The 26,089-nt window shown below is 61.3% G+C and carries 12 protein-coding genes; 10 read left to right on the plus strand and 2 right to left on the minus strand.

Translation table 11 applies throughout. From position 1 onward, the window contains the following. The 3 genes from FVE66_RS20375 to FVE66_RS09935 form a co-directional block, all read left to right on the plus strand. The coding region (locus FVE66_RS20375) for a hypothetical protein (RefSeq protein ID WP_206668744.1) at positions 1–352 on the plus strand (352 nt) is incomplete at its 5' end. 165 nt (positions 353–517) lie between these two features. Further along, positions 518–2,032, plus strand: a complete 1,515-nt coding sequence (locus tag FVE66_RS09930; RefSeq protein WP_151447289.1) for an MDR family MFS transporter — start codon at positions 518–520, stop codon at positions 2,030–2,032. 157 nt (positions 2,033–2,189) lie between these two features. Then, positions 2,190–3,194, plus strand: a complete 1,005-nt coding sequence (locus tag FVE66_RS09935; protein WP_151447290.1) for a DUF6352 family protein — start codon at positions 2,190–2,192, stop codon at positions 3,192–3,194. 921 nt (positions 3,195–4,115) lie between these two features. On the opposite strand, the gene FVE66_RS09940 is transcribed toward FVE66_RS09935, so the two are convergent. Continuing rightward, positions 4,116–6,929, minus strand: a complete 2,814-nt coding sequence (locus FVE66_RS09940) for an AMP-binding protein (protein WP_151447291.1) — start codon at positions 6,927–6,929, stop codon at positions 4,116–4,118. A gap of 290 nt (positions 6,930–7,219) precedes the next feature. Next, complete coding sequence (locus tag FVE66_RS09945) at positions 7,220–7,852, minus strand: trimeric intracellular cation channel family protein (protein ID WP_151447292.1); 633 nt, start codon at positions 7,850–7,852, stop codon at positions 7,220–7,222. A gap of 410 nt (positions 7,853–8,262) precedes the next feature. Here FVE66_RS09945 and FVE66_RS09950 point away from each other — a divergent pair, with 410 nt between their 5' ends. The 7 genes from FVE66_RS09950 (at position 8,263) to FVE66_RS09980 (ending at position 26,036) form a co-directional block, all read left to right on the plus strand. Beyond that, complete coding sequence (locus FVE66_RS09950; protein WP_151447293.1) at positions 8,263–15,654, plus strand: beta strand repeat-containing protein; 7,392 nt, start codon at positions 8,263–8,265, stop codon at positions 15,652–15,654. 110 nt (positions 15,655–15,764) lie between these two features. Beyond that, positions 15,765–17,678: a type I secretion system permease/ATPase gene (locus FVE66_RS09955; protein WP_161993245.1), complete on the plus strand. Its 1,914-nt coding sequence runs from the start codon at positions 15,765–15,767 to the stop codon at positions 17,676–17,678. After that, positions 17,675–19,051 carry an HlyD family type I secretion periplasmic adaptor subunit gene (locus tag FVE66_RS09960; protein ID WP_151447295.1) on the plus strand — a complete coding sequence of 459 codons (1,377 nt, stop codon included), beginning with the start codon at positions 17,675–17,677 and terminating at the stop codon, positions 19,049–19,051. The genes FVE66_RS09955 and FVE66_RS09960 overlap by 4 nt, the downstream gene beginning before the upstream one ends. A gap of 686 nt (positions 19,052–19,737) precedes the next feature. Continuing rightward, on the plus strand, positions 19,738–20,985 hold the full coding sequence (locus FVE66_RS09965; protein ID WP_161993246.1) for a TolC family protein: 1,248 nt from the start codon (positions 19,738–19,740) through the stop codon (positions 20,983–20,985). Positions 20,986–21,054: 69 nt separating this feature from the next. After that, on the plus strand, positions 21,055–22,140 hold the full coding sequence (locus tag FVE66_RS09970; protein WP_151447297.1) for a hypothetical protein: 1,086 nt from the start codon (positions 21,055–21,057) through the stop codon (positions 22,138–22,140). Then, positions 22,137–24,119, plus strand: coding sequence for a glycosyltransferase (locus FVE66_RS09975; RefSeq protein WP_151447298.1), 1,983 nt, complete (start codon positions 22,137–22,139; stop codon positions 24,117–24,119). The genes FVE66_RS09970 and FVE66_RS09975 overlap by 4 nt, the downstream gene beginning before the upstream one ends. A gap of 180 nt (positions 24,120–24,299) precedes the next feature. After that, on the plus strand, positions 24,300–26,036 hold the full coding sequence (locus FVE66_RS09980; protein ID WP_151447299.1) for a tetratricopeptide repeat protein: 1,737 nt from the start codon (positions 24,300–24,302) through the stop codon (positions 26,034–26,036). Positions 26,037–26,089 lie beyond the last annotated feature (53 nt).

Here is a 26,089-nt window from a genome sequence, read left to right on the forward strand (position 1 = left end):
ATACGTTTTTGACGTACCTCCCGTATACGACGCCCCGAAATCTGATGGGATGGCGGAAAAAGAAGCGTGCTTGTCTGAGCGAAGCGAGTTTGCACGCTTCTCCGCCAGGCCGTCGGATTTTGGGGGGGACCCCGAAGGGGCGTCGTATCCGGGTCGCCTTTCTTTGGTTCCTTTCTTTGGCGAGCAAAGAAAGGGACACGCCCGCCGGTGCGGAAACCGGCTAGGTCGCAAGCAACGCCAGTTCGAAAGGAGCAAGAACCTTAGCAAACTAAGCGACAAGCCCGCCGGTGCGGAAACCGGCCAGGTCGTAAGCAACGCCAGTTCGAAAAGAGCAAAAACCTTAGCAAACTAAGCGACACGCCCGCCGGTGCGGAAACCGGCTAGGTCGCAAACAACGCCAGTTCGAAAAGAGCAAAAACCTTAGCAAACTAAGCGACACTCCCGCTCGCCGGTGCGAAAACCGGCCTTGCGCTATCATCACTCCACTCCCAGCCGCCGCATTCACCGATTCAAATCGATGTCCTCCCCATCACCATCCGTCCCCCACACCGAATTCTCCCCCCAGGATATCCGCAAGCTGCTGACCGGCCTGATGCTCGCGCTGCTGATGGCAGCACTCGACCAGACCATCGTCGCCGTCGCACTGCCGCGCATATCGACTGAATTGCAGGGCTTTGAATTGCTGGCGTGGGTGGTCTCCGGCTACCTGATCGCGGCAGCAGTCGCCACGCCGATCTACGGCAAACTGGGCGACATGTACGGCCGGCGCGTGATGATGGTGTCGGCGATATGGATCTTCCTGCTGGCTTCAGTGGCCTGCGCACTCGCCACCTCCATGCCGATGCTGGTTGCCGCCCGCATCCTGCAGGGCATAGGCGGGGGCGGCTTGTTCTCGGTCACCCAGGCCGCCGTGGCCGACGTGGTGACGCCGCGCGAACGTGGCCGATACCAGGCTTATTTCAGCGCCACCTATGCCACCGCCAGCGTCGCCGGGCCGGTCCTCGGTGGCATGCTTACCGAATACCTGTCCTGGCAGTGGATCTTCTGGATCAACCTGCCGCTGGGCGCGGCGGCACTCATCGTCACCCGCGACAGCCTGCGCCGGCTGCCGGTGCCCCACATCCGCCACAAGGTCGATTACCTCGGCGCGCTGCTACTGTGCACCGGCCTTGGCGCCGGAATGACCGGCTTCACACGCATCGGCCAGGGCGCCGCCTGGCTGTCCGACCTCAATGTCGCCCTGTTCCTGGTGGCCTTGGTCATGCTCGGTCTGTTCATCTTCCACCAACTGCGCACCGAACATCCGATCCTGCCGCTGGCACTGTTCCGGATACCGGTGGTCGCCCTGTGCCTGGGTGTCCTGTTTTTCAGTTTCTCGCAACTGATTGCCGTCGCCATCCTGGTGCCGCTGCGCTCGCAGATGGTGGCCGGCATGGCCGCCAGCCAGTCGGCGCTGCAGCTGGTTCCGCTTACCCTTGGCAGCCCGTTCGGCGCTTTTCTCGGCGGCATGCTGATCGGACGCACCGGGAAGTACAAGCCGGCCATGATTGCCGGCACCTGCATACTGCCGCTGGCCCTCACCTGCGTCGCACTGATCGATCCGGCCAACATGCTGCTGTCCAGTATCGCGCTGGCGATCACCGGCTTTTCAGTCGGTATCCTGATGCCAACCGCGCTGGTCGCTATCCAGCATGCCGTTCCTCGTGCGCATATCGGCATCGCCACTGCCAGCACCACCTTTGCCCGGCAGTTGGGGGCATCGATAGTTGTCGCTGTTGTGACGGCCGTGCTGATGGGCGCACTGGCCGACACCGGGGCCGGTTCGGCACTGGCGCTATCGGGTGCAGAGATGATGAAAGAGCTGGTGGGCGCGACCCTGGACAACATGCCGCCTTCCGAACGAATGCACCTGGCCAAGGTCGCGGCCGGCGCATTCGAGCGCACCATACTGGTCTGTGCCGGCCTGACCCTGATCTCCCTGCTCCTGGTCTGGCGGCTTCCTGGTCACGTATTGCACGATCGGTCCGAATAAGGACAAAGTCGAAATAGTCCTCATAATTTTTGCTGACGTCAGCGCGCGCTTCCTTTATTCAGTGGTAATGCGAATGCACTAGCCCGGATGTTGCCCGGTGCGAGATGCTGCCGATACCCTAACAGTGAAGACCCATCAGCAGACCAAGGAGAAATGCATGCCGAATTTCTGGCCCGGATGCCCCTATCAGAATGCCGACAGAAGGACCGATGGCACGGTTCGCATCAGTGACGACTTCCTGCGTGCGCTCTGGCGCCGCCAGGAAGTTGCGCCGGTGGAGGAATCATGCCGCAACGAGCGTTCGCTGCACGCGAAACTGCTAGCCCGTCCGCGTGAGCTGCTCAACGAGCGCCAGCTCGCGACGATCGCCGACAGGGATGCCCGCGAAAACTATGCGCTGCTGCAATCCTTCATTGCCCGGCTGCTGGCGTCGCGTTCTGCCGACGACGCCTATCGCGAGATTTTCAGCCACAGCAATGTCGGTGTCGGCCCCTTGTTCATCGACCTGATTTCGGAGTTGGTGCTACGGGATGCCTTGGACGACGTTGCCGATCCATTGGAAGTGCGCGCCGCGGAGTTGCTGTTTCGCCGGCAGACGGTGTCGATACAAAATGGCGCGGTGCTGGTAGCAGACACCGAGGCGATAGACCGGCATGCATCGGGCAGGGCATTCGGTGCAATTGGGCAGATGCTGGTCGAGTCCAGGATCAAGCCCCGCAACATACCGCTAGACGTCCTCAATGCCGACAATGGCGAGCAGTACTGGGAGCGCAGTGGTGCGCACGACATGGTGCTGCCTTTCCATTACGGTAGTGCCGGCCTGGAAGCCTTTTGCCGCGTGCTGGAAAAATGGATCTTTCGCCTGCGGGGCCTGCGCACCGAGATTCGGGCTATTGATGCGATCCGGGAGGAACGCTGGGCATGGCATATTGGCCTGGACGCCGAGGCCACGACGATCATGAACGACCTGTACCGCGGCCATTCGCTGAACGATGACCGGCGAAGACGTTTGCTGGGGTTGTTTGAAATGAAGATCTGCGATCCCGTCGATATCCGGCCGGAGGTTCAGGGTCGCAAGATCTACCTGGCTTGTGCGATGACGGGGGATGGTATCTTGCGTATCAAGCCGCAGAATTTGTTGTTGAATTTGCCGGTTGTGTGAGGGGTTGTTTTTTGGCTTTTTGCTTTTGGGCTTGCGGGTCGTGTGGATGGGTTTGATGGTTGTGGTTGTGAAGCCGGGAGACACCCCGGCGGGTGTGTTCCTTTCTTTTAGAAAAAGAAAGGAACCAAAGAAAAAACGTCAACACCCACTTGGCCAACGCCCGCTTCGATAGGCAACCAGACTCGGATGTCTGGGCTAACTCAGTGCAACGTTCGCGAGAGATGATCCCTCGGCTGTGGGCCGCTTACCTAATCAGCCAACCCCATGAAGTGTCTTATACCGATGCCCAGCGCACCGTTGACTCTTAATGTTTTTCGAAGCTTCAAATTGGCGATTGGGGTGGAATGGTTCGGGTCGATCGAACGATGGCGCAATGATCAACCCTATTTGGATTACTCGCCCGATCACCAGATCACTAGATCACTAGATCATCAGATCATCAGGTCATCAGGTCATCAGGTCAATCGCCGATCGTCAATCGTCGATCAGCTCCACGGTGTTTCAATCGTTGTCCGTAGCGATACGTTTTTGACGTACCTCCCGTATACGACGCCCCGAAATCTGATGGGATGGCGGAAAAAGAAGCGTGCTTGTCTGAGCGAAGCGAGTTTGCACGCTTCTCCGCCAGGCCGTCGGATTTTGGGGGGACCCCGAAGGGGCGTCGTATCCGGGTCGCCTTTCTTTGGTTCCTTTCTTTGGCGAGCAAAGAAAGGGACACGCCCGCCGGTGCGGAAACCGGCTAGGTCGCAAGCAACGCCAGTTCGAAAAGAGCAAAAACCTTAGCAAACTAAGCGACACGCACCGCCGGTGCGGAAACCGGCCAGGTCGCAAGCAACGCCAGTTCGAAAAAACGCAAAAACCTTAGCAAACTAAGCGACACGCCCGCCCGCCGGTGCGCAAACCGGCAGTTTGAGAGCAATCTCAAGCCATCCCCCTCCACCCCACCGCCTCCCGTATATACCCCGCAATCCTCTCCCGCCCCGGCTTGTCGATCATCGATGCATGCGTCCCGCCGATATGCACCGTAGTCAGCCCACTGCACAACTCGTCCCACCCATAGCCCTCCGGCTCCCCAGGCCAGCGGTCTGACGACACAAACAGCGTCACCGGTACCGCCAGCGGCCGCGGCTTCCATTTGCGCAGGGCTTCAAACCGCAAATCCTTCGTCATCCTGTTGCGAAAGCGAAAGGCCACCCGGTTCGCGTGGCGGGTCAGCGTCGTGCAGGCCAGTCCAAGCACGCGATAAAAGCCAGCACGTACCAACACGGTAATCGCCGGCGCCAGCACATGCCCCGCGATGCCGCGCTCCGGCAGCATCTGGTCTTCCTGCCACAAGGGACGGGTGCCGGCCAGGTCCCAGCGCCTGCTGTCCAGCAGCGCCACCAGACCCACCTTGTGGCCCGCTTCCACCAGGCGCCGCGCCAGCTCGAACGCAACGATGCCGCCGTATGAATAGCCAGCCAGCCGGTACACCTGCTGCGGCGGATCCGCGCATATCTGCCGATATGCAGAATCCACAATCGCATGGAAGCTGCAATCCTCCGCCATCGTCTCGCGCCAGCCCGGATAGTCAAGCAGCTTGAACCGCACCGAGTCGCCGAATGCCGCTCGAAACCGCAACTGCATCGGGTCGTCACCCAGAATGCCGGGCGCCAGGTAGATCAATGGTCCGCCGTCGCCGGTCAAGCTGGCGGACGCCACGGCCGGGTTCGTGATCTCGCGAGCCAGTGCCTGCTCCAGTTCGCTTGGTCGCGAGCCGATGGCCATCGCATCCAGGCCCAGCTTGAAGCCCAGCGCTTCCTCGACGTGAAACCACAACTCCAGTGCCTTGAGCGAATCGCCGCCGCTGTCGTCGAAGGGCAGGTCGAGCCGATACGCTTCCGCGCTCAGTACCTTGCTCCAGGCCTGGCGCACAGCAGCGCGCACAACAGCCCGCACCGCATTGTCTGCCGCTCCCTCGCCCGCAGCGGTCTCGCTCCCAGTAACATCGCCCACAGCTACCTCGGCCACCGCCATCCCCTGTACCGTTACGTCTGGTTTTGCAGCGTGTTGCAGCGCATGCGCACTGTCGGCCGACCAGGCAAGCTGGAACTCCTGATCCAGCCTGTGCAGCGCCGCGATATCCGGCTTGAATCCCGGCAGTTGCGGGATCGCCGGCAGCCGGTGGATTTGCGCCGGCCGCATGAAGCCGGGCACCCGCTGCGCCAGCAGCCGCCGCAGCTCGTCCACCAGCGACGGCGACGCCGGTGTTGCACCAAGTCCTGCCCCTGTCCCCACCGTCTCTGTCTCGTTACTCGCCACCACAAAGGCCACCAGCGCCACCGTCTCCTCGCCCTTGCGGCGTGCAATCACCGCCACGTCCTCCACCCCCGCATGGCTGCGCAACAGGGCTTCCACCTCGCCGGCATCGACGCGCTGGCCGTGGATCTTGATCTGCCTGTCCTTGCGCCCGGTCAGCTCCCACAAGCCGTCGCTGCGCGCCCGCACCATGTCGCCCGAATGCAATATGCGCAAGGAAGCATCGGCCGGATCGGCGACGAAAGCGCCCGGCTGCAGCCGGCCGTCCTGCCACTGGCCCATTGCCAGATAAGGGCTGCGCACCACGAGCTCCGCAAATTCTCCCGGCCTGGCCGGCTGCCCGTTTTCGTCCAGCGCGCAGAAGTCGACTTCCGGCCGCGCATAACCCACCGGCACCCGCGGCCCGTCGGGTTGCCAGTCGCGTGGAACGAACCACTGGAACACCGCCGGCATTTCAGTCGCGCTGAAGCTGGCCAGGAAGTGGCAGCCCGGCGGCGCCACCTGCCGGAACAACAGCAGGTCGCTCGCCAGCGTGATGTCACCGCCTATGCGCAGCACCCGCAACTGCGACAGTGCGCGCGCCGCGCCTGGCGCCCGCAGCAGCATCCGGAACAGCGCCGGCACCATGTAGCAGAGCGTGATGCCCCGCCCCTCCAGCATCTGCAGCACGCCATGCAGGCCGTCGCGCTGCGGATCGCACAGCGTCAACGTCGCACCATTAAGCAACGCCGCAAACATCTCCCGCTCGCCGGCGATGGTGCCGGGCGAGCTGAGCAGCAGCATCTGGTCGGAGTAATTGATGTGACTGGAATTGGTGGCTTCGCACACCCGCTGCAGCAGCGCGCGCTGATTGTTGCAGATCCCTTTTGGCCGCCCCGTGCTGCCCGACGTATACAAGATCACAGCCGGCGCCGACACATCGAGCGGCTGCAATTCAATTTCCCCGTCGTGCTGCCCGGCCCGCTCATCGTTGAACAGCAAGACCTCCACCGGTTGCGGCAATGCGCCCGCCGCCGGCGCGCCCATCGCGATCACCATCGTCGAGCCAGCGTCCGCAAGCACTGCCGCGATCCGGGCAGGGGGATACTTCAGGTCAATCGGAACATAAGGCCTGCCCGCAGCCAGGCAAGCCAGCGCCGCCACCGGAAAGCTCGCATCCTGTCCGAGCATGATGCCCACCGGCATGCAATCCGCGTGATCCGTTTGATGGGCAATGCGCTGCGCCAAACGCCGCACCTGTTCCAGCACCTGGGCATAAGTAAATTGATGGCGGGCATCGGTGATTGCCACCCGCCCGGCGTGGACTGTCGCAGTCTGCAGGAAGCGCGCGAAGATCGGTTGCTCGATCCATGCCTCCTCGAAGCGCTGGAACGGCACCTCGACCGGACCGTTGAAATCCGGCGCCACCGCCACCCCAGCTTGAATCCATGCGGACATGCGCACCCCTTGACGATTGCGGACCTTGCAGCACACGCCAGGGAGAACCTTACCGCTGGATGTAGCCGCCTGGTCTGTTGAGCGTCACAGAATCCGCTCCTGCAAGCAATGCGCTCTGATTGCCCTCAAGTCCGGGCAGCCTGCGGCAAAAGAAGCGCGTGTGGTTTCGCGCATGTCATTGGTAACTCGATTCCGGTGAACTTGCGCGAGGGCGCACAGTGGGCAGAGTGGCAAGAGTGGCAAGAGAGCTTGCAGAATGGGCTGCGTCCATCACGGCTGCACCAATATTGTCATCCAGGCAAGCGCCAGCCAAAGCGTACCGCCACCAGCCGGAACACCACCGTCACCGCGATACTGGCGCCCAGGCTCATCACCTCAGGCGCCTTCATCCAGTCCATCCACAAATAGACCCAGCATCCGGCAAACGAACAAGTTGCATATAACTCACCTCGCCGGAACACCAGGGGGATCTCATTACAGATCACATCCCGCAGCACCCCCCCGAAAATCCCGGTAATCACACCCATCATCACGCAGACAAAGGTCGGCATGCCGAAATTCAGCGCCAGCGACGCCCCGCTGGCGCTGAACAGCCCCAGTCCCAGCGCATCCGCCACCACGATCAGCCGTTCCGAGCGCGCCGACTGCAAATGGCGCAGGAAAGGACTGCCCACCACCGCCAGCACGAACACCATGATCGGGTATTCCTGATGCTCGACCCAGTACAGCGGCCGCCGGTCCAGTAACAGGTCGCGCAGCGTGCCGCCGCCGAAGGCCGTAATGAATGCCACCGTGAACACGCCGACCATGTCCATGTGCTTGCGGCGCGCCTCGATGAACCCGGAAAACGCAAAGGCGACGACGCCCAACACTTCGACCACCTGGAGCAGGGTGCTGAGAGAAAACGGGGGAAGGGCGTTCACAAATTGTTTCCATTTAATGTTTATGTTTCTTTGCAGCAATTCAACCACAAGAGCAATTGGCGGCTAACAAGCTTCATGACAAGTTAGTGACAGATTTGCGTGAACTATCAGGATATTGCATCGTTTTCGCACACCTTATGCGTTTTTTGGTGCACTGCGCAGTGCGCTGCGGACGGGATTGTAAATTCAACCATTAAAAATGTGAATTAAACAAAATAATTACCTTCTGAACACATTGAATTGTAGGAATTTGTTTCAGCCTGCTGTAAGATTTCCACCGTGTAAGAGTGTTTATCCTGCATCAAAGTCCCGGCACCAATTTGCCCTTGACTTGTTGCAGCGCAGCGAAGCGGTAATAAAAAACGAAAAAAAAGCAGTTGTTTCTGTGGCAAGACACCGAGGATTTGAGAATGGCAAAGAAGATAAAACCGACTGCGGACCTGAAGAAAAAGAAGGTTGCGCGGCGGCGTTTAGGCGTCGAGCTGGACAAAGCCGGAATGGCGGCTGCCGCGCTCGGTACCTTCCTTGCAGCGCAACAAGTCCAGGCGGCCGACAAGGGAAAACAATCCCTAGATGACCGCCAAGCGGATGATTTGCTCGCCCAGGCGCATGACGCCGAGCTTGTAGCTGAGCTTCCTGCCGAACTTCTCTCTGCTGACCTCGACCAGATTGCGCAAGAGTTGGCGTCCCTCGACGCCGCCGAAGTCGCCGAACTGACCGAGCTTGGCGAAGTCCCCGCATCCGCAGAAATTCCCGTTGCCGACCTTGACGGCACGATGTTGTCCCAGGCTTCCCCTGTTGCCGACCTGCCGCCAGGCGTGGACGCCCGCACGACCATGACCGACGCCGGCGCCGGTGGTGCAGGTGGCTCAGCTGGCAGTGCTGCCGGCGCAGCCGATGCAGCCGCCGCCAGCAGTGCAGCCAGCAGTGCAGCCGGCGGTGCGGCCGGTTCCGGTCTTGCCAGCCTGGGTACTGTTACCCTCGGCTCGCTGACCATGCCTGTTGGCGCCATCATGGGTGCCGGCCTGGCCACGGCCGCTGCACTGGCGACCGGTGGCGGCAGTGCAGCAGCAAGCGTCCTCTCTGTCGCGCTGGCAACGACCACCGGTCTGGTGGTTGACGGCAACGTCCGTGACGCAACGATCTTCTATGACCGTAACGGCAACGGCAAGCTCGACGCCGGTGAGATTTCAGCCAAGACCAAGGCAGACGGCTCCTACAACATGACCGGCGACGCCGCCCTCATGACCGGCAAGCTGGTCGTGCTGGGCGACGGCTTCGATACCCTGACCGGCCAGAAGGTCGGCATGATGGTCGCGCCCGAAGGTTTTGCCTTCGTCAGCCCGCTGACCACGCTGGTCGCTGCTGCTGGTGGCGACGCTGCCAGCCAGAACGCCATGCTGGCCAAGCTTGGCATTTCCGGCGCCGGCCTGAATGGCAAGAGCCCTCTGGAGTTCCTGAAGACTTACGATCCGATCAAGGCAATGACCAGCGGCACACCCGCTGAAAAGGCGCTTGCCGAGAAAGCCTTCACCGTATCGCAGCAGGTGTTTTCGGTCATCCAGACCGCTGCCGAACTGCAGGCTAAAGTTGGTGGAACCACCAGCGGCCTGTCGGACATTACCAGCATCGCAAGCTCGATTGCCAAGTCGATCAGCAGCGCGCCGGCCACGGATGGGACCGGCGCCGCCGTCTCGGCTACTTCCATCATCAACCAGGCTGCCAGCAAGGCCGTTGACGCTGCCCTGACCAATGCGTCGACGGAAGTGCGCGAAGCCTTGCAGGCAAACGTGACCCGGGCGCTGTCCACGGTCAATAGTGCGATCGAGCAGAAATACACGGGACTGGCGACCGCCCTCACCAATTCCCAGGCCAACCCGACCGATGCAGGCAGCATCCAGGCGCTGGCCGAGAAAATGGCCATCGCCGCGGTTTCGCAGAACACCCTGATCACCGGTATTCGCGCGGTCGACACGACCAGTGCGACCACGCTGGCCAACTCGCAGGACTCGCTGCTCATCGCCGGCGACAAGGAAGCGCTGGCCAACCTGCAGACCGAGGTTTTTGTCGAGGCAGTCAAGGCTGGCTCCACTACCGCGACCAATGACTTCCTGGCCCTGAGCAATCCGGCCATCGCCACCTCGACAAAATTCACTGTCGTGGATACGCAAGCCAACCTGGTGGCGTATGCTCGCGCCCACGTAGGCGACCCGGCCAGTTACTTGACCAAGGCCGTCGGTGTGGTCGTCACTGACCCGATTAACCTTGCTATTGCCCAAGAGCTGATCGACCGTATTCCCACGGTCGCGTTCCGCAACCCGACAGTTGGTGACGCTGCCGGCACCCTTACCTATACGGTTGCAGTCAATTTCCTCGATGCCGGTATCAAGTTCCCGCCCAACCTGGTCACGGTGTCGTTCACGACCGGCCAGCTTGAAACGGTAGTTGATAGCGCCGTTGAATTGGCTCTCGGTGGCGTATCGACTATCTCGGTCATCGGTGGAACGCTCGGACCTGCAAACGGCTTTACCCTGCACGAGGCCTATTCGCTGGTTGATGCCGGCCTGCACTTTGCCGCTGGCAACACCATTACCGTCGGCGTCACCTCCGATGAGTTGACCCAGGTCGCCGGACTGGTCACCGAATTTGCTGCCGCCAATATCGACGCCATCGGCGCCGAAACCGGCTCCGTGCTGAGCGTGCAATTGGCCGATGCAATTGCCATCGCCAATGCCGGACTGTCGTTCACCGCTGGCAATACCGTTACTGTCCTGGTTGGGGCAAGCGACGCCGCAGCGCTGGCCAGCAACATCGCCAACCTGAAAACCCACGGCATCGACCAGATCGAGCTGAATGCCGGCCTGACTGATTTCACCCTCGACTACAGCCAGGCCAGCCTGTTGGCCACGGCCGCGTTGCCATTCACGGGTGGCAATATTGTTGTCAACGTCACCGCTGGTGAAGTTGGCACGATGAACGCCGCAGCGTTCCACGCCATCGGGGTGGACAGCCTTACCGTGCTGGGCGCGACGCCGACACTGGCACTGACCACACTGACACCGGTCCTGGCACAAAGCATTGGCCTGACCAATGGCGCGCAGGTCGTCGTTACCGTCACGACCGCCGATTCCGCACTGCTGGAAACGAGCGCAGTAACGCTCCACGCACAAGGCATTACGACCCTGGCAGCCGCTGCTGCGACTTCGCTGTCGCTGGTATCGGTCCAGGCTGCGATCACCAACAGCATGAATTTCGAGGCGGCCAGCGACTTCACGGTGCTGGTACCTGACGCATCAGTCGCCACCCTGGTTTCGTCCGCAGCACAACTGAAAGCCGCTGGTATCGACCACGTCGGCGCAGCCGACGGCACCTTGGTGCTGACCGTTGCGGACGCCATCAGCATAGCCAACGCCCAGCTCGACTTTGCCGCCACGGGCACCAATGTCACGGTCCAGTTCAATCCGGCCGACATTCCGGCGCTCGCTGCCGCAGCTGATCAACTGAAGGCCGCAGGCGTCGACTTTATTGATTCGACCGTCAGCAACCTGACCCTGTCGCTCGGCGAAGCCCAGAATATCCTCGGCTCCGGAATCGCCTTTGATCCGTTGACTACTATTTCGCTGAATGTGACGCAGGCCGAATTGGCCAGCTTGCTCAACGAAACGCTGCTGGTGGGCAAGAACATCCCGCTGACCGTCACCGATGCGCCGCTGGTCATCAACGCAGAGAACGCGGCGGCCTTGTTCGATGCGGGCTACAAATTTGCACCGAGCCAAGTCATTGAGTTGCTGGTTGCGGACGCCGCCAGCCTGGCTGCGGCAGTTTCGCATGCTGCTGCTTTCAAGGCAGGCGGCCTGCCGACGCTGAAGTTTGCCCCCGCCGACCAAGCCGCGCTGGACGACCTGCTTGTCAGTGGCACGTTCGCGACTGATATCGCCGCGCTGCGCACGGCCGGCTTCGTTGTCGATTCGCTGCAGATCACGCCGGTCACCATCACCGACTCGCAAGTTCAGCCGCTGCTGGCAGCTAACCTGACTTTCGGCGACCCGGCCACCGCCGCGGTCACCTTCGACGCCGCCGACGCCCCTGGCGGCCTGCTGCAATCCACGTTGAAAGACCTGCAGAAGCTTGCCGTGGACAATGTCCTGGTGTCCAGCTTCAGTGGCCAGTACCAGATCGAGCTGGACCTCGGCACCACCGGCACGCTTAGCGCCGCCGGCCTGCCGGTGTTTGCACCGATCCTGCATGTCGCCCTGAACATCACCGACCTGCAACTTGACGAAATCACCGGCACCCCCGGACTTGCCAGTGCACTCGCGCAAAATGGCGTCGATTGGCTGCAGTCCGACGGCGATGTCCTGATCCAGATGGCCGATGCCGTCGAGCTGTTGGGCACGGATCAAGTGTCCTACGCGGATGACCTGTACGTCATTGGCGACAACGTCAGTTTCGACCTCGTCGACAGCGACCTGCCGGATGTCGTCACCCACGCGCAAGCCCTGGCCCAGATCGGTGTCGACGACATCGATGTCCGCGACAACACGCTGACGCTGTCCGACAGCGACGCATCCAGCCTCGTCAGCGCCGGCCTGCACTTCTCGGCCGATGACACTGGCATTGTGGTTGACTCGGCTGCAACGACCCTGTCCACCAGCCTGAAAGATTTGCAGAAGCTCGGTGTCGACCAGGTTTCGCTGAACGGCGGCGACATCGGCAACATGCATGTCCAGTTGGGTGAAGGCACGCTCAGCGGCACCTTGCCCACGTTCGGCAACACCTTGACCGTCGACCTTGGCTTCAGCGATTTGCAGCTGCAGGAAGTGGTCGACAACGGCGCGGCACTGAAGGCGGCTGGCGTCGATTTCCTGGTCAACGACGACCACAGCTTCAACATGACCCTGGCGCAGGCCAATACCCTGCTCGGCAACGACGGTGTTTTTGATGCGGCAACCGACCTTGGTTTCGGTGCCTCTGAAAATATCATTATGGGGTTCAATGGAGCCCTGCCAGGCGCAGTGAACACGGTGGCGAGCGAAGCCGCTGCCCTCGCGGACCTCGGCGTCGATCACCTGCACTCTTCCACCGGCGCGGTTACGCTGTCCGATGCACAGGCAGGTGCCATCATCGGCGAGGGCCTGAACTTCGTTGTTAATGACGAAGTCACCGTGCAGGCAGAAGCCACGCACATGACGACCAGCCTGAAAGACCTGCAAAAGCTCGGCGTCGACACAGTGCTAGCGCCTGATGCCGCAAGCGTACTGAAGGTCGGACTTGGTGCCGGACTCTTCGGTGCCGGCGCCTTGCCGGTGTTCGGCGATACCGATGGCGATGGAACCTTGTCCGGACTTGAAGACAGCGCGCTCGACGTCACACTCAACGTGATGGATCCGGCTTCGCTTGCAGGCCGGGCCGATTCCTTTGCAGACGCTGGCATCGACCACATCCAGGTCAATGGCGGCCAGGCCACGCTTGACGTCGCGCAACTCGAGCAGTGGATGAGCAGCACCGTCGACTTTACCGATGGCACTGACCTGACCCTGACCGTAACCGAGGCCGACATTGGCCTGTTGGCCGACAACGCAGCGCAGGTACACGACTACGGCGTCAACACGCTCGACGTCGCCGGTGTCAACGCCAGCCTCACCTTGGGTGCCGGCGATGCTGCCGCACTGGTTCAGGCCGGCCTGGAGTTCGAAGCCACCGACACCGTCACGGTAGATGTGACCGGCGCGGAAGGTACGCACCTGTCCACCAGCCTTAAAGACTTGCAGAAACTGGGCGTCGATCACGTCAGCCTGAGTGGTGGCGCAGATGCTGCCGGTACCCTGACTGTCGAGCTCGGCGACTCCACCGTATTTGGCGGCGCGCTGACGAGCTTCGATCAGGGCGACCACATCACGCTGAGCATCTCCGGTGCGGATGGCGATGGCATGGTTGCGCACGTCGCCGAACTGACTGCCGCCGGCATCGATACGATCTTTGTCAACGACGAAACCAACGTCAACGTCGGCATGGCCGATGCACAGGCCATCCTTGGCGGCGACCTGAGCTATGACCTTGGCGACCTGCAGATCAGCGCCGACAATAACGTCTCGCTGGAAATTGGCGGCGATGTCGACCTTGACAGCGTGCTGCAAGGTCTCACAGGCGTCCAGGGACTCGGCGTCGACCATATCGAAGCTGGTGGTTCTGCTGTCTCGATCAGCGATCAGGACGCCAACGATCTGGTTCACGCAGGTCTGGACTTCTCACAGTCCAGCAGTGACGTCACGCTCGCCGTCGACGCAACCCAGGGCGAAGCGACTCACCTGTCGACCACCCTGAAAGACTTGCAGAAACTCGGTGTCGATCACGTCTCACTGGCAGGCGCAGCTGATTTGGCGGTCGACCTCGGTCATGGCGATTTGGGCGTGGGCGGATTGCCGACTTTCGACGCCGGCCTGAACGTCACGCTGAATGCAGATGCCTCGCAGATGAGTGAGCTGCTGGGCATGGCAAATGCCGGCGCCCTGAATGCATCCAACATCGACAGCATCCAGTTGCATGGCAGTGCCGCCGATTTCCTCGGCCTCGATGCGGGCGATCTCGCAACTGCCGGCGTGGATGGATTCACCCTCGACGTAACTGCGAATGACCTGGCAGCCCTGAACGTTGGCAGCCTGCCGACGGTTGGCGATGTCACGGTCGACAAGATCGACGTGGCCGGCTTCAACGGCAGCGCCCACATCGATATGGATACCGCACAGGCACTGGTTGACGCAGGCATCTCCTTCGAAGGTCTCGATCACATCAGCCTGGATGTCGCCGCAGGTGCGGCTGGTACCCAGCTGGCGACCAACTTCGACGACCTGAACAAGCTGGGCGTTGACCATGTGAATTACAAGGTCGACGAGTTCGCACCAGCGATCGATGCGAACGACCTGCCAATGTTCGACCAGCGCCTCGATGTAACGCTTGATGCACCGCTGCCTGGAACGATGGACGCTGCATTCGGTAATGCGCTGCTGGCCCACGGCATCGATCAGGTGGCCATCAATGAGGACGTCGCAGCCTTGTTTGACGAAGGCGGCGGCAACGGCCTGGGCGACCTGCTGGCGGCGCTTGGCAGCTTCACGGGCACTGGCATCGACCTCGAACTGCAACTGCAGGGCGGGGCAACGCCGGCAGACGCCAACCTGGATGCCGAACTGTTCGGCGCCCTTAGCGGTTTCGCAGCCCCGGGCAACTACGGCGACCTGATCAACGCACTGACCAACTCGGGCGTTTCCGACCTGGTGGTCGAGACAGGTTCGGTGCAGGTTACCGACGGACTGCTCAATGCACTGTCCGACGCAGGCATGCTGCAAGCCCTGCCGGCCACGAACATGGTGCTGGATGCCACTGCCTCCGGCGACCGCCTGTTCACCTCGCTCAGGGAGCTGGCCGATCTCGACGTCGACCATGTCAACGCCAGCGCAAGCGGCAACCTGTACATCGACCTGGGCGAGCTGGGCGACGGCAATGCGCTGGCCGAGGTCAAGGAGCTGCTCACGCACCTCGACGCGGACATGTTCACCGGCGCCACCACGCCGACCCTGGTCATGGACAGCAAGATGGCCGAAGCCCTGTCCGACTCGGGCGTGTTCGATGCCGACCTGCTGGCAGGCCTGGAACACATCGGTATCAAGGAAATCGGCGTGTTGGTCGGTCACAACGAGCACACGAGTATTGTTGCCCAGACGGTGCTGCCGGTCGAAGTCAAGCTCATCGGCCAGGATGCAGATCCGATGTTGTTCGACGACCTGCACCATCCGAAGCAATAACTGGACAAATAGAGGGAGAGGCGACAAGATCTGTCACCCGTTCAGACGCACAACGCACACAAGAAGCGCGCGGTCCTGGCAGGTATTTTTCAGCCAAAGAGGAAGCCATCTTGAGCGAAGCAGCAAACACAGCAGCAACGGAAACAACAGCAGCGTCCGCAGCAAAAACCGCAACCCCGGCGCAGACCGCGCCGGCTGTGGACAACTCGAAGCCACCAATAGCGCGCCTGCTGCATCAATGCCGGCGCGCTTTTGCTTTTGCCTTTCTGTTAACCCTGCTGATCGACATCATGTCGATCACGCCGATCTTGTACATGATGAACACGTTCGACCGTGTCATCTCCACCCGCAGCGGCGTCACCCTGGTGTCGCTGACCTTGCTGGTGGTCGGCATGTACGTCTTCTGGTCCTCGCTGGAATGGATACGCAGCCGCCTCATGGTGCGATTGTCCTTGCGCATAGACTGGGATCTGGCGGCAGAAGTGTTCGACGCTTCGTTCCGCCGCTATGTGGGCCGCAAGAACGTCAACGTGCACCAGTTGCTGGGCGACCTGCTTACCATGCGCCAGTTCCTGACTGGACAGCCGGTGCTCTCGATCATGGATGCGCCGTTCGCTATCGTGTTCATCATCATCGGCGCCATGTTCCACCCCTACTTGGCGGTGTTCGTGATCATTGCATCGGTATTGATGCTGCTGACCAGCTACGCGACGCAAAAAGTTACCAGCCCCATCCTGAAGGCATCCAACGACGCCAACGCCGAAGCGACGCGGGTCGCAGCCAACAGCCTGCGCAGCGCCGAGACCACGCTGGCACTGGGCATGATGGGCGCAGTGCGAAACCGCTGGTACGACCAGCACCGCAAGTTTCTTGAGCTACAGGTCAATGCCAGTGAAGCTTCGGGCATGACCGGTGGCTTTTCCGGCTTCCTGACCAAGGCGCTGCCTTCGCTGCAAATGGCCTTGGGCGCCTGGCTCGCCATCGAAAACCTGATCACCGGCGGCATGGTCATTGCCGCCACCATGCTGATTTCCAAAGCCGTCTCCCCGATCCAGAAGCTGATCGCTAACTGGAAAGAGATCATCTCCGCCCGCCAGAGCTACGACCGGCTCAACAAGCTGCTGGAGGAAGACGTCAAGATCGCCACCCGAATGCAACTGCCGGCACCAGTCGGCAAGCTTGAGGTGACCCTGGCCACCGCCGTTCCGCCCGGCCACGACAAGGCAGTGGTATCGGACGTCAGCTTCACGGTACTGCCCGGCCAAGCTGTCGCCATCGTCGGCCCCAGCGCCGCCGGCAAGACCTCGCTGACCCGCATGCTGGTCGGCGTATGGAAGCCCGCCCGCGGCAACGTCCGCCTGGATGGCGTCGAGCTGTCCGAGTGGAATCATGACGAAGTGGGCCCGTTCATCGGCTACGTGCCGCAGGAAATCGAATTCTTTGAAGGCACGGTCGCCGAGAACATCGCCCGCCTTGGCGAGGTCAATCCCGACAAGGTGATCCAGGCCACCAAGCTGATCGGCATTCACGAAATGATCCTGGCCCTGCCCAATGGTTACGACACCATGCTGGGCGAGACCGGCTTCCAGCTTTCCGGCGGTCAGCGCCAGCGTGTGGCGATCGCTCGCGCCTTTTACGGCATGCCCAAATACATCGTCCTGGACGAGCCCAACGCCAACCTCGACGAAGTCGGCGAAAGCGTGCTGGCCAAGGCCATCGACACCATGAAGAAAGCCGGCTCCTCGATCATCATCACCACCCACCGTCCGCGGCTGGTGGGGGTGGTGGACAACCTCTTGGTGCTGCGCAATGGCCGCCAGGTTGGCTTTGGCCCGGCGCAGGACATGCTCAACGCGGTGCGCAACCTGCAAGTAGTCGCCGCACAGAAGAGCGCCGCTAGCACAGAGACACCGGCAGCCGCACCTGCGGCCGCAGCAGCCGCATCCGCCGCGGTGCCAGCACAAGCTGCCGCCGCCACAGCGACTCCACCCGCAGCAGCACCCAAGGGCGAGGCACAGGCATGAGCACCCCCGACAAAGATCCGCACGGCCCGATGGGCATGCTGAAGAAAATGGACGGCAAGGCCGACTCCTGGATCCGCAGCTGGAACCCGTACGATCCGTCCCAGCTGCAAGACCGCAAGTTGCAACCGGTCCAGGTCGAAGAATCGCAGATCCGCAAGAGCGCAGCGCGATGGTTTTTCATCGGCCTGATCATCTTCCTGGGGTGGGCATTCTGGGCACCGCTGGATGCCGGCGTCAACATCGGCGGCAACGTTGTCGTCTCGGGCTACCGCAAATCGGTTCAGCACCAATCGGGTGGGGTGGTGCAGGAGATCATGGTGCGCGAAGGCGACCTGGTGAAGCAAAACGATGTACTCATCAAGATCAACCCGCTCAACAGCGAAGCCAGCCTGACCAATGCCGAGCTACAGTACATCAACCTGCTGGTAACCGAATCGCGCCTGCGCGCCGAGCGCCTGAGCAGGCCCAAGGTCGAGTGGGTGAAAGAGCTCGACAAATGGGGCGACGATATTCGCGTGAAGGAAGCCAAGCAGCTGCAGCTTGAAATGCTCACATCGCGCCGCGCCGAGATGTCAAATCAGGTCTCCGGCCTGCACGCACAGATCGCCGGCATACAAACCGCGATTGAATCCCGCAAGGTACAGCTCGGCACGCTGACCGAAGAACTGAAGAGCAACCAGAAGCTATCCGAAGAAGGCTTCGTTCCCCGTTCCCAGGCCAACAACACCTTGCGCAGCAAGGTAGAACTGGAATCCACCCTGGCCAGCGCCTATGCCGAACTGGGCAAGACCCGCGCCCAGATCGCCGGGCTGCAGACCGCCTATCTGAAAGAGATAGACCGCGAGCTATCCGAAACGCAAAAGAACCGCGAAGCTTTCCAGACCCGTTTTGAAGCTGCCAAGTTCGACCGGGTGCAAACAGAAATCAAGGCGCCGGTCAGTGGAACGGTGGTGGGCCTGAAAGTATTCACGGTGGGTGGCGTCATTACACCGGGCCAGCTGCTGATGGAGATCTTGCCGGAGGGCGGAAGCCTGATGGTAGAAGCCCAGGTGCCGACTCACCTGATCGACAAGGTGCACGTGGGCCTGAGTGCGGACATGCGATTCACCGCATTCAACATGACCACGACCCCGGTCGTGCCCGGACGAGTGAAGCTGGTCGGCGCCGACAAGCTGCCGGCCAAGGAAGGCCAGCAAGGTGAGTACTACGTGGCGCACATCGAGACCACCGCTGAAGGTCTGGCAATGCTCGGCAAGCTCAAGGTCCAGGCCGGCATGCCGGTGGATGTAGTCGTGAAGCGAGGCGAGCGCAGCTTCGTCAGCTATCTGCTGAAGCCGCTGAGCGACAAGCTGTCGAAGGCATTCAAGGACTAGATCAGGGGCGTAAACCGACGCACGCCAGGAACCTCCCTCCCTCTCAAGGGGAGGGGTGTAGACGGGGAATTCGGGCGGCATGCCGCCCGCCGGCGGAACGGCACAGGCTTGCAAGCCTGTGCGCGTCCTGCAAGGAGGGTGGGGTTGGGGTCCACCACCCCAATTACGGCGACTCGTAGCCCCGGAGTCAAAAACACAAGCAAGCAAACCATTTAGTCACATCACCAAACTTTTTTTACATTTCTTTACCCGAAAGATTGACTACGCAACCAACACCCAACAGAATTGTTGCGTAAGCACAATAGCAAAAAAATAGCAGCAGGGAGTTCCCTCCGGATTGAACCATGACATGCCCCGGGCCTGTCATGTCAACGCAGCAAGCAGCATCGCAAGGACCGACCAAGGCAGCGCCGACTGCCCGCCTCCCGATGTCAGCAGCAGCAAAATCCTGGCTGACATTCTCTGCTGACCATCAGAGCGACCAAAGTCGCCACCTACAGCATTCCAACGACATCTGGATCGAAGGGCAATGAACAGGCCATGATCAGCGATTGCGTAGTCGCGACCGAAAGCCAGCACGGCACCAGCGCAACGCGCGCGGTGCCTGGCTTGGCCGTGCCTTCATCGCTGCCAATGTCCTCCCCAGACGTTCACCCATCAACGCATCTCACCCGAAATTAAAAACAGTGAAGAACCTGCTAACCGCCTGCGCGCTCGCCGTCTCCGCCGCCTTCGTCTCCACAAATGCCAGCGCGCTTGATCTGGTCGAAGCCTACCAGCGTGCCCGTACCTATGACCCGCAGTTCCAGGGGGCCGTCGCCGAACGCGACGCCGGCCAATTCGGTGCGTCCCAGGCAAAGTCGGCCTACTACCCCGAGGCGAGCTACTCGCGCAGCCAGTTGCAGACGCAAAGCACACCCGTTCAAACCATCACCATCACCCAACCGGTGCTGAGCATGGACCGCTACGCCACCTTGCGGCAGGCCGAGCCAAGGGCCAACTTCGCGAACGCCACCTTCCAGGCCCGCGAGCAGGAACTCTCCCAACGTGTACTGAAAGCCGTTACAGAACTGATTCGTGCCCGTGAAGCGGCAGTCCTGAACGAAGCCAAGATCAGCAATTTCGAACGCCAGTCCGCCCGCGCCAAGCGACTGTTTGAACTGGGCCAGGGCACCATCACCGACCTGCGCGACATCCAGGTCAAGTTCGAGCAGGCAAAGGCCAACCAGATCAACCTGCTGGTCGCCCGCAGCGCCGCGGAACGTGTGTTCACTTCGCTGACCGGCGTGGTGCCGGCGAAAACAGACTTCAATCTGCCGACCAATCATTTCCCGGTTCCGCTGCCGGCGCTCGATGAGTTCAAGACCCAGCTCGAACAGAACAATCCCCAACTCACCGCCAGCCGGCAGACCGAGCGCATCAGTGAACTGGAAGCGCAGCGGGTAAAGGGAAGCATGTATCCGACCGTGTCGATGGCGCATTCCCGTTCCAGTTACAGCGGCACCACCATCAACAACACCGGCTTTACGGTGTCCTTGCCACTGAACGCCGGAAATTACTACTCCAGCGGTTCGGCTTCCGCGAATGCGGTCAAGGCAAAGGAAGAGCGCCGCCTGGCTGAAGAAAAGGCCCGGGTCGAACTGGAGCGCCTGCATGGCCTGGTGGCCGCCGGTCAGGACGCCATCAAGATCAAGCGGTCCGCGATCGACTCCGCTGAACTGTCGGTAGAGGCAAACCAGAAAAGCTACGACGCCGGCGTGCGCAGCAACATCGACGTCGTCAACAGCATCCAGGTGCTGTTCGAGGTGAAGAACGACTATGTGCAGGCCATTACCCAGCAGGCCGAGAACTTCATGAGCTTGCTGATGCTGGCCGGCCGCGAGCCCGGACCGGCGCTGGGCGAGACCGACAAATTCATGCTGGGCAAACGCTAAAGGCAACCCGAATAAACCAGGCACCAGATGCTGGCACCGCGCTTGCATGCTGTAGCGGACCCGCGATCCATGGCGAATATGAAAACCTCCACCAAGCGCGCTGAACTGGCTAAAGCGACCCCGGAAACTCGTTCCGGTAGCCGTCTGCGCTCGCCCGCGCCCAAGGAAAAGGATCGCGCCGGTCCTGCACCGCAGATTCGCCTGTTCCAGTACTTCAACCTGCCGGAGCAAAGGCCGTTTCTCGACCCCGGTTTCGAAGCCCTGGACAACATCGGGCATGACGCTCCCCTGGCTGCGCTCGATGTCCTGACCCGCCAGGCGCAACGCGCCGAGCTGACACAGGCATCGCTCTGGGGTGCACTATCCTGGGATTTTGGCGAGACCACCGGGATGACCGCGCAGGAATTGCGCCAGCAGATAGCCGGCAACCCCGGCCATGACGCTTACTTCATCTATCCCCACCCGCAAATTGAAGCGCTGTATCAAAACGTCTGGCAGCACGGCGAGACCCTGCAGCCGCATTTTCTTGCCCTGAGCAAGGAATTTTTCAGGGCCGCGAAGCTGCCGGTGGACCTTCTGAAAACCCTGCAGCCCCCGCGTCTTTTCGGCACAACCGACTGCGTGCTGGCGACGCCTGCATTCTGGAACAGCTACCTCGCCTGGATCAGCATGGCGCTCAAGCTGGCAGAAAAGAACATGCCGCCCGCTGCCTTCGACATGCTTTATTCGTCCGCGCCAGATGAACAGACCGGGCGGGCGACCGCGCCGTGCATACGGCTCATCGTGGAGCGGCTTCTTTCAGTCTATTTGCACAGCGATGAAGGCCGCCAGTTCAAGGCCTGCAAGCTCGTTCCCGCCAACCCGCCAGCACCCCCCGATGTGCATTTGCGGCTGCTGGCCGACATGCGGCGCGTCGCTTGCCAGTCCAGGTCGACATGGCTGGCCTCGTGCTGGGCAAACTACCGCGACCTGTATTGCGCCGAGAGGTTCGGTGCAGCCTGGGCCAGCAAGCACCTGAAGCCCTTTGCCGCGAATGAAGTCATATTCCCGTCAAATGAAGCGGACATAATATCTACCGTTTCAACTTCCACTCCTACCGCCGCGATCATCGGACAGCCACAGTTGCCCGCTGCTGCATTCGGGGTACCCGCATGAAAGCAGCGATCAAGACCCCGATCGACCAGCTGAACGACCTGCTGGATCGAACAGCAGCTGAGCATGTTCGTGAGCGCTGGCGCGGCTATTTCGAGCCCGTGCCCGGCCTGTCCGAAGGTTTGCCGGTGCCGATCTTCGGCATCATGGTGTTGATATGGCAGTTGCGCGAAAAGGAGTTGAAGCAAAAATATCCGCTCGATGATGCAGGGAGCCGGCTCGATTTCATCGCATGGTGCCTGGTCCACGGCGGCCGCGAATACCAGTCGCTGCGCGAGGCAGATGCCTTCTGGGAAGCGCTGGGCAAGCCCGCCAGCTTTCCCGGTGGCCCGCTGCCGTCCGACGACCCCGGCCACGGCATCTCCTGGCTGATGGTGCTGCTGCTGCGCCAGCGCGGCGACCTGAGCATCGACCTGTCCACGGTGCAGGGCCGCAAGCAATTGCTGGCGTGGTACATCCTGCACGGCCAAAAGGAACTGCCGTTCGTCCAGCGGCCGTTCCAGCCATGGCAGACCGATTACCTGTTCGCCGAATCAGGCATGCCTGGCCTCAATCGCCTGCACCTGCTGATGTACCAGGCAATTCCCCATGTCCAGAAGTCATTTCCTTTGCCGGCCGCGCGCCAGCAATACCTGGGCTGGCTGCGGAACTACCTTTGCGTCGACACCAAGCTGGTAAAAAATCTCTGTGCACAGTGGGCCAGCATAGACAGCGCCACCGGCATCGACCGGCATTCCCTGCCCGATGTGGCCCAGGATCCGGCCGCCCGGGCGCCGGGCGTCAATGTCATCGGCTATATCCACGGCCAGTTGGGCATAGGCGAAGATGCGCGCATGGCCGCCAGGTCGCTGCTGTCCACCACCGTGCCGTTCACCCTGATCGACTTCCCGCCAGGGAAGGAAATTCCGCAGAACGATCGCAGCATGGCGGCGCATGTCACGCCGGACGGCGCTTATTCCACCAACCTGTTCTGCCTGACGGCGCTGGAGCAGGGCAGATGTTTTGCCGAGCGCGGGATCAAGCAGATCGAAGGCCGCTACAACATCGGTTACTGGCCGTGGGAGCTGCCGAAATTCCCCACCCAGTGGCGCCATCTCATTTCCCTGGTTGACGAGATCTGGGTGGCAAGCGAGCACATCCGCAAGGGACTCGATGGCGACAGCCTGGTACCGGTGCCAGTGCCAGTACGCGTGATGCCGATGGCCGTGGAAATGACCGAAGTCAGCCACAAGAACCGCAGCGACTTCGGCCTGCCGCCAAAAGCAAAGCTGTTCATTTTCGCGTTCGACCTGCAGTCCTCCGCGAAGCGAAAAAATCCGATTGCCTGCGTGACGGCATTCAGGAAAGCATTTCCGTTGAAAGGCAAGAAGGCGCTCGGCGCTGAGCAAGTTGGCCTGGTGGTCAAGGTGCATCCACTGGACCAGCACGACGCCGACTGGGAAATGCTCAAGCAACTCCAGGCAGAAGACCCACGCATCCACCTGATGGACCAGACACTATCCAAGGCCGATCTGATGGCCTTGTACAAGGCCTGTGACTGCTTCGTCTCCTTGCACAGGGCAGAGGGCTTTGGCCGCGGTATTGCTGAAGCCATGCTGCTGGGTAAACCGGTCATCACGACCGGGTTCTCCGGCAATCTGGAATTTACCAACGAGAACAACGCACTGCTGGTGAAGCACACGTTGATTCCGGTTGCCGCCGGCGACTATCTGCACGGCGAAGGGCAAGTCTGGGCAGATGCAGACGTCACTCATGCAGCGGCGCAGATGCTGCTGGTCGTGAACGAAACCAGATCCGTCGAGCAGCTTGCCGCCCGAGGCCATGAAACCGTCGCGACAAATCATGACGTCAAGCGTGTCGGCAAACAATACGAGGCCGTGCTGCGCAAGACAGGCGCATTTGCTGCGCCGTCGGCCACATCGGAAAAGTCAGCGCCCAGCCCGCGCAAGCCGTCGCGGCGGCGCGTCGCGCTGACCGACTGATCGCCATCGAACAACCAATCGACCATATTCAAGATTCAGTCCATGTCCACTCTCAAGACTAGCGCAAAGCCGAAGCCTGCTCCTGCTGTAAAGGCTGCCCAGTCCAGCAAAGCACCGTCAAGTAAACCCACGGCCACGGCCACGAAAGTTGCCCGTAAGGTGCCGGCGGCTCCTTCGGCCGTGACGAAAGCGGCAGCCAAGGCAACTGAAGCGAAGCCTGCCGCAAAGTCAGCGGCTAAGTCAGCGGCTAAGTCAGCGGCAAAAACCCCAGTACGCGAGCTGCCGCAGCAAGTTGCGCAAGATATCCTGGCCCAGTCGATTCCCAAGGCATTCCTGGCGCTGGCTGTGGACGCCGGAATTTTCCTGCTCGGCGCGCTGCCCGAACGCGCCTCGAAAATCACCGGCCTCGGATACTTCAAAGCGGACAGCGACACCCTGGAACTCTGCTGCGTACCTGCGAAAGGCGGCGTGCTGCAGGTCGACACTGCGCCGTTCACCAAGATTGGAAAGAACGAAAAAGATGAGCAGGAAGTTCCCCGCGAACAAAAATACCTGGCCTTCCTTCCCATTCCCGCCAAGCTGCTTGAGCAAGCCTCGTCCCTGCACTTTGGTGTAGTGCAGGAGGACGGACTGCTGACGCGATTCCCTATCGACGTCATCCGCCTGCAAGCGCTGGCAGGCCCGATGCGCGAAAGCGTGATGCGCGAGTACCGCCACCTCTTCGCCCCTGCAGTCAGCGCCATGCTTCCGCCGGAGCACCCGCTGAAGAAGGCTGGCGCCAGTCCCGCCGCGTTAGCAGCCACACCGGCAGCCGCCAAACCTTCAGCCGCCGCCCCTGCAACAGCAGCGCCCGCCAAAGCGGCCAAGCCCGCAGCCACCGCAGCCACCGCTGCCGCGCCCAGGCAGCAGGGCTTTTTTGACGAGGTTGTGGAAGGCCGCGCAGAGGGATGGGCCTTCGACCCTGCCAATCCCAAGCAACGCCTGATTGTCGAGATCATGGAAGGCAAGCGTGTGGTCGCGCGCGGAATCGCCGATCGCTTCCGCGACGACCTGCTCAACGCCGGGATAGGCGATGGCCGTTATTGCTACAAGCTGCCGGTTTCGTACGAACTGCGTGACGGCAAGCCCCACAAGCTGACCGCTCGCGTTGCGCGAACGGGGCAGGCACTGCAGGTCAAGGGCGGAGGCGACAGCCATTCGTTCGAACTTCCACCAGTCGACACCAGCGAGTTCGACCTGATTCCGTCCAACGTCGCCCTCCAGTTGGCAGTGGCGCTTGCAGGCGGTCTGAAGGATCCGGAGGTTCAGAAAGAACTGGTGCTGGCATTCGGGAACGCCAATCTTGCATTGGACATGCGCGAACTTACCGAAGCAGCCCGGGGCTTTCTCGACTTGCTGCCGAAGTTTGGCGAGCAGCCGCTGTTCTTTTGCAAGCTAGCGGAAACCTACCTGCTTGCTGGCCGCAACCAGGATGCAGTGCGCGCCTATCAGAAAGCCATAGAGTGCGGCGCCGACTTCGGGTGGAGCTGGCTGGGACTAGGCGGCGCGCAGCGCCTGCTGGAAGCGTGGCCTGAAGCAGAAGCAGCCTACCGCAAGAGCGCGGACCTGATGCCGCAACTGGCGCAGGCGAAGGCCCGGCTGGCAGACGTGCGCTCGCGGTCAAACAAGACGCAGGCACAGTCGCTGATGAAGGAAGGAAAGCCCGAGCAAGCAGTGGCCATGCTTAAAGCTTATCTGCTGCATAGCCCGGACGACGAAGATGGCTGGAACTTGCTGGAGCAGGCCCTTTGCGCGCCAGTGAAGAATGGCGCGGCCGATCCCCTGGAGGACAAGGAACTTCGAGCATTCGAGGCAGCACGCCAAATGCTGGACCTCGTGCTGGACGCCGCTGAAGCGATGACAGGAACCCGCAAATGAAGCGACTGCTGCAGTTGTTGCACACCGAAGGCACCGCCAGGTTCGATGCGATT

The organism is Lacisediminimonas profundi, from assembly GCF_008831265.1.
GTDB classification, from domain to species: Bacteria; Pseudomonadota; Gammaproteobacteria; order Burkholderiales; family Burkholderiaceae_D; genus Lacisediminimonas; species Lacisediminimonas profundi.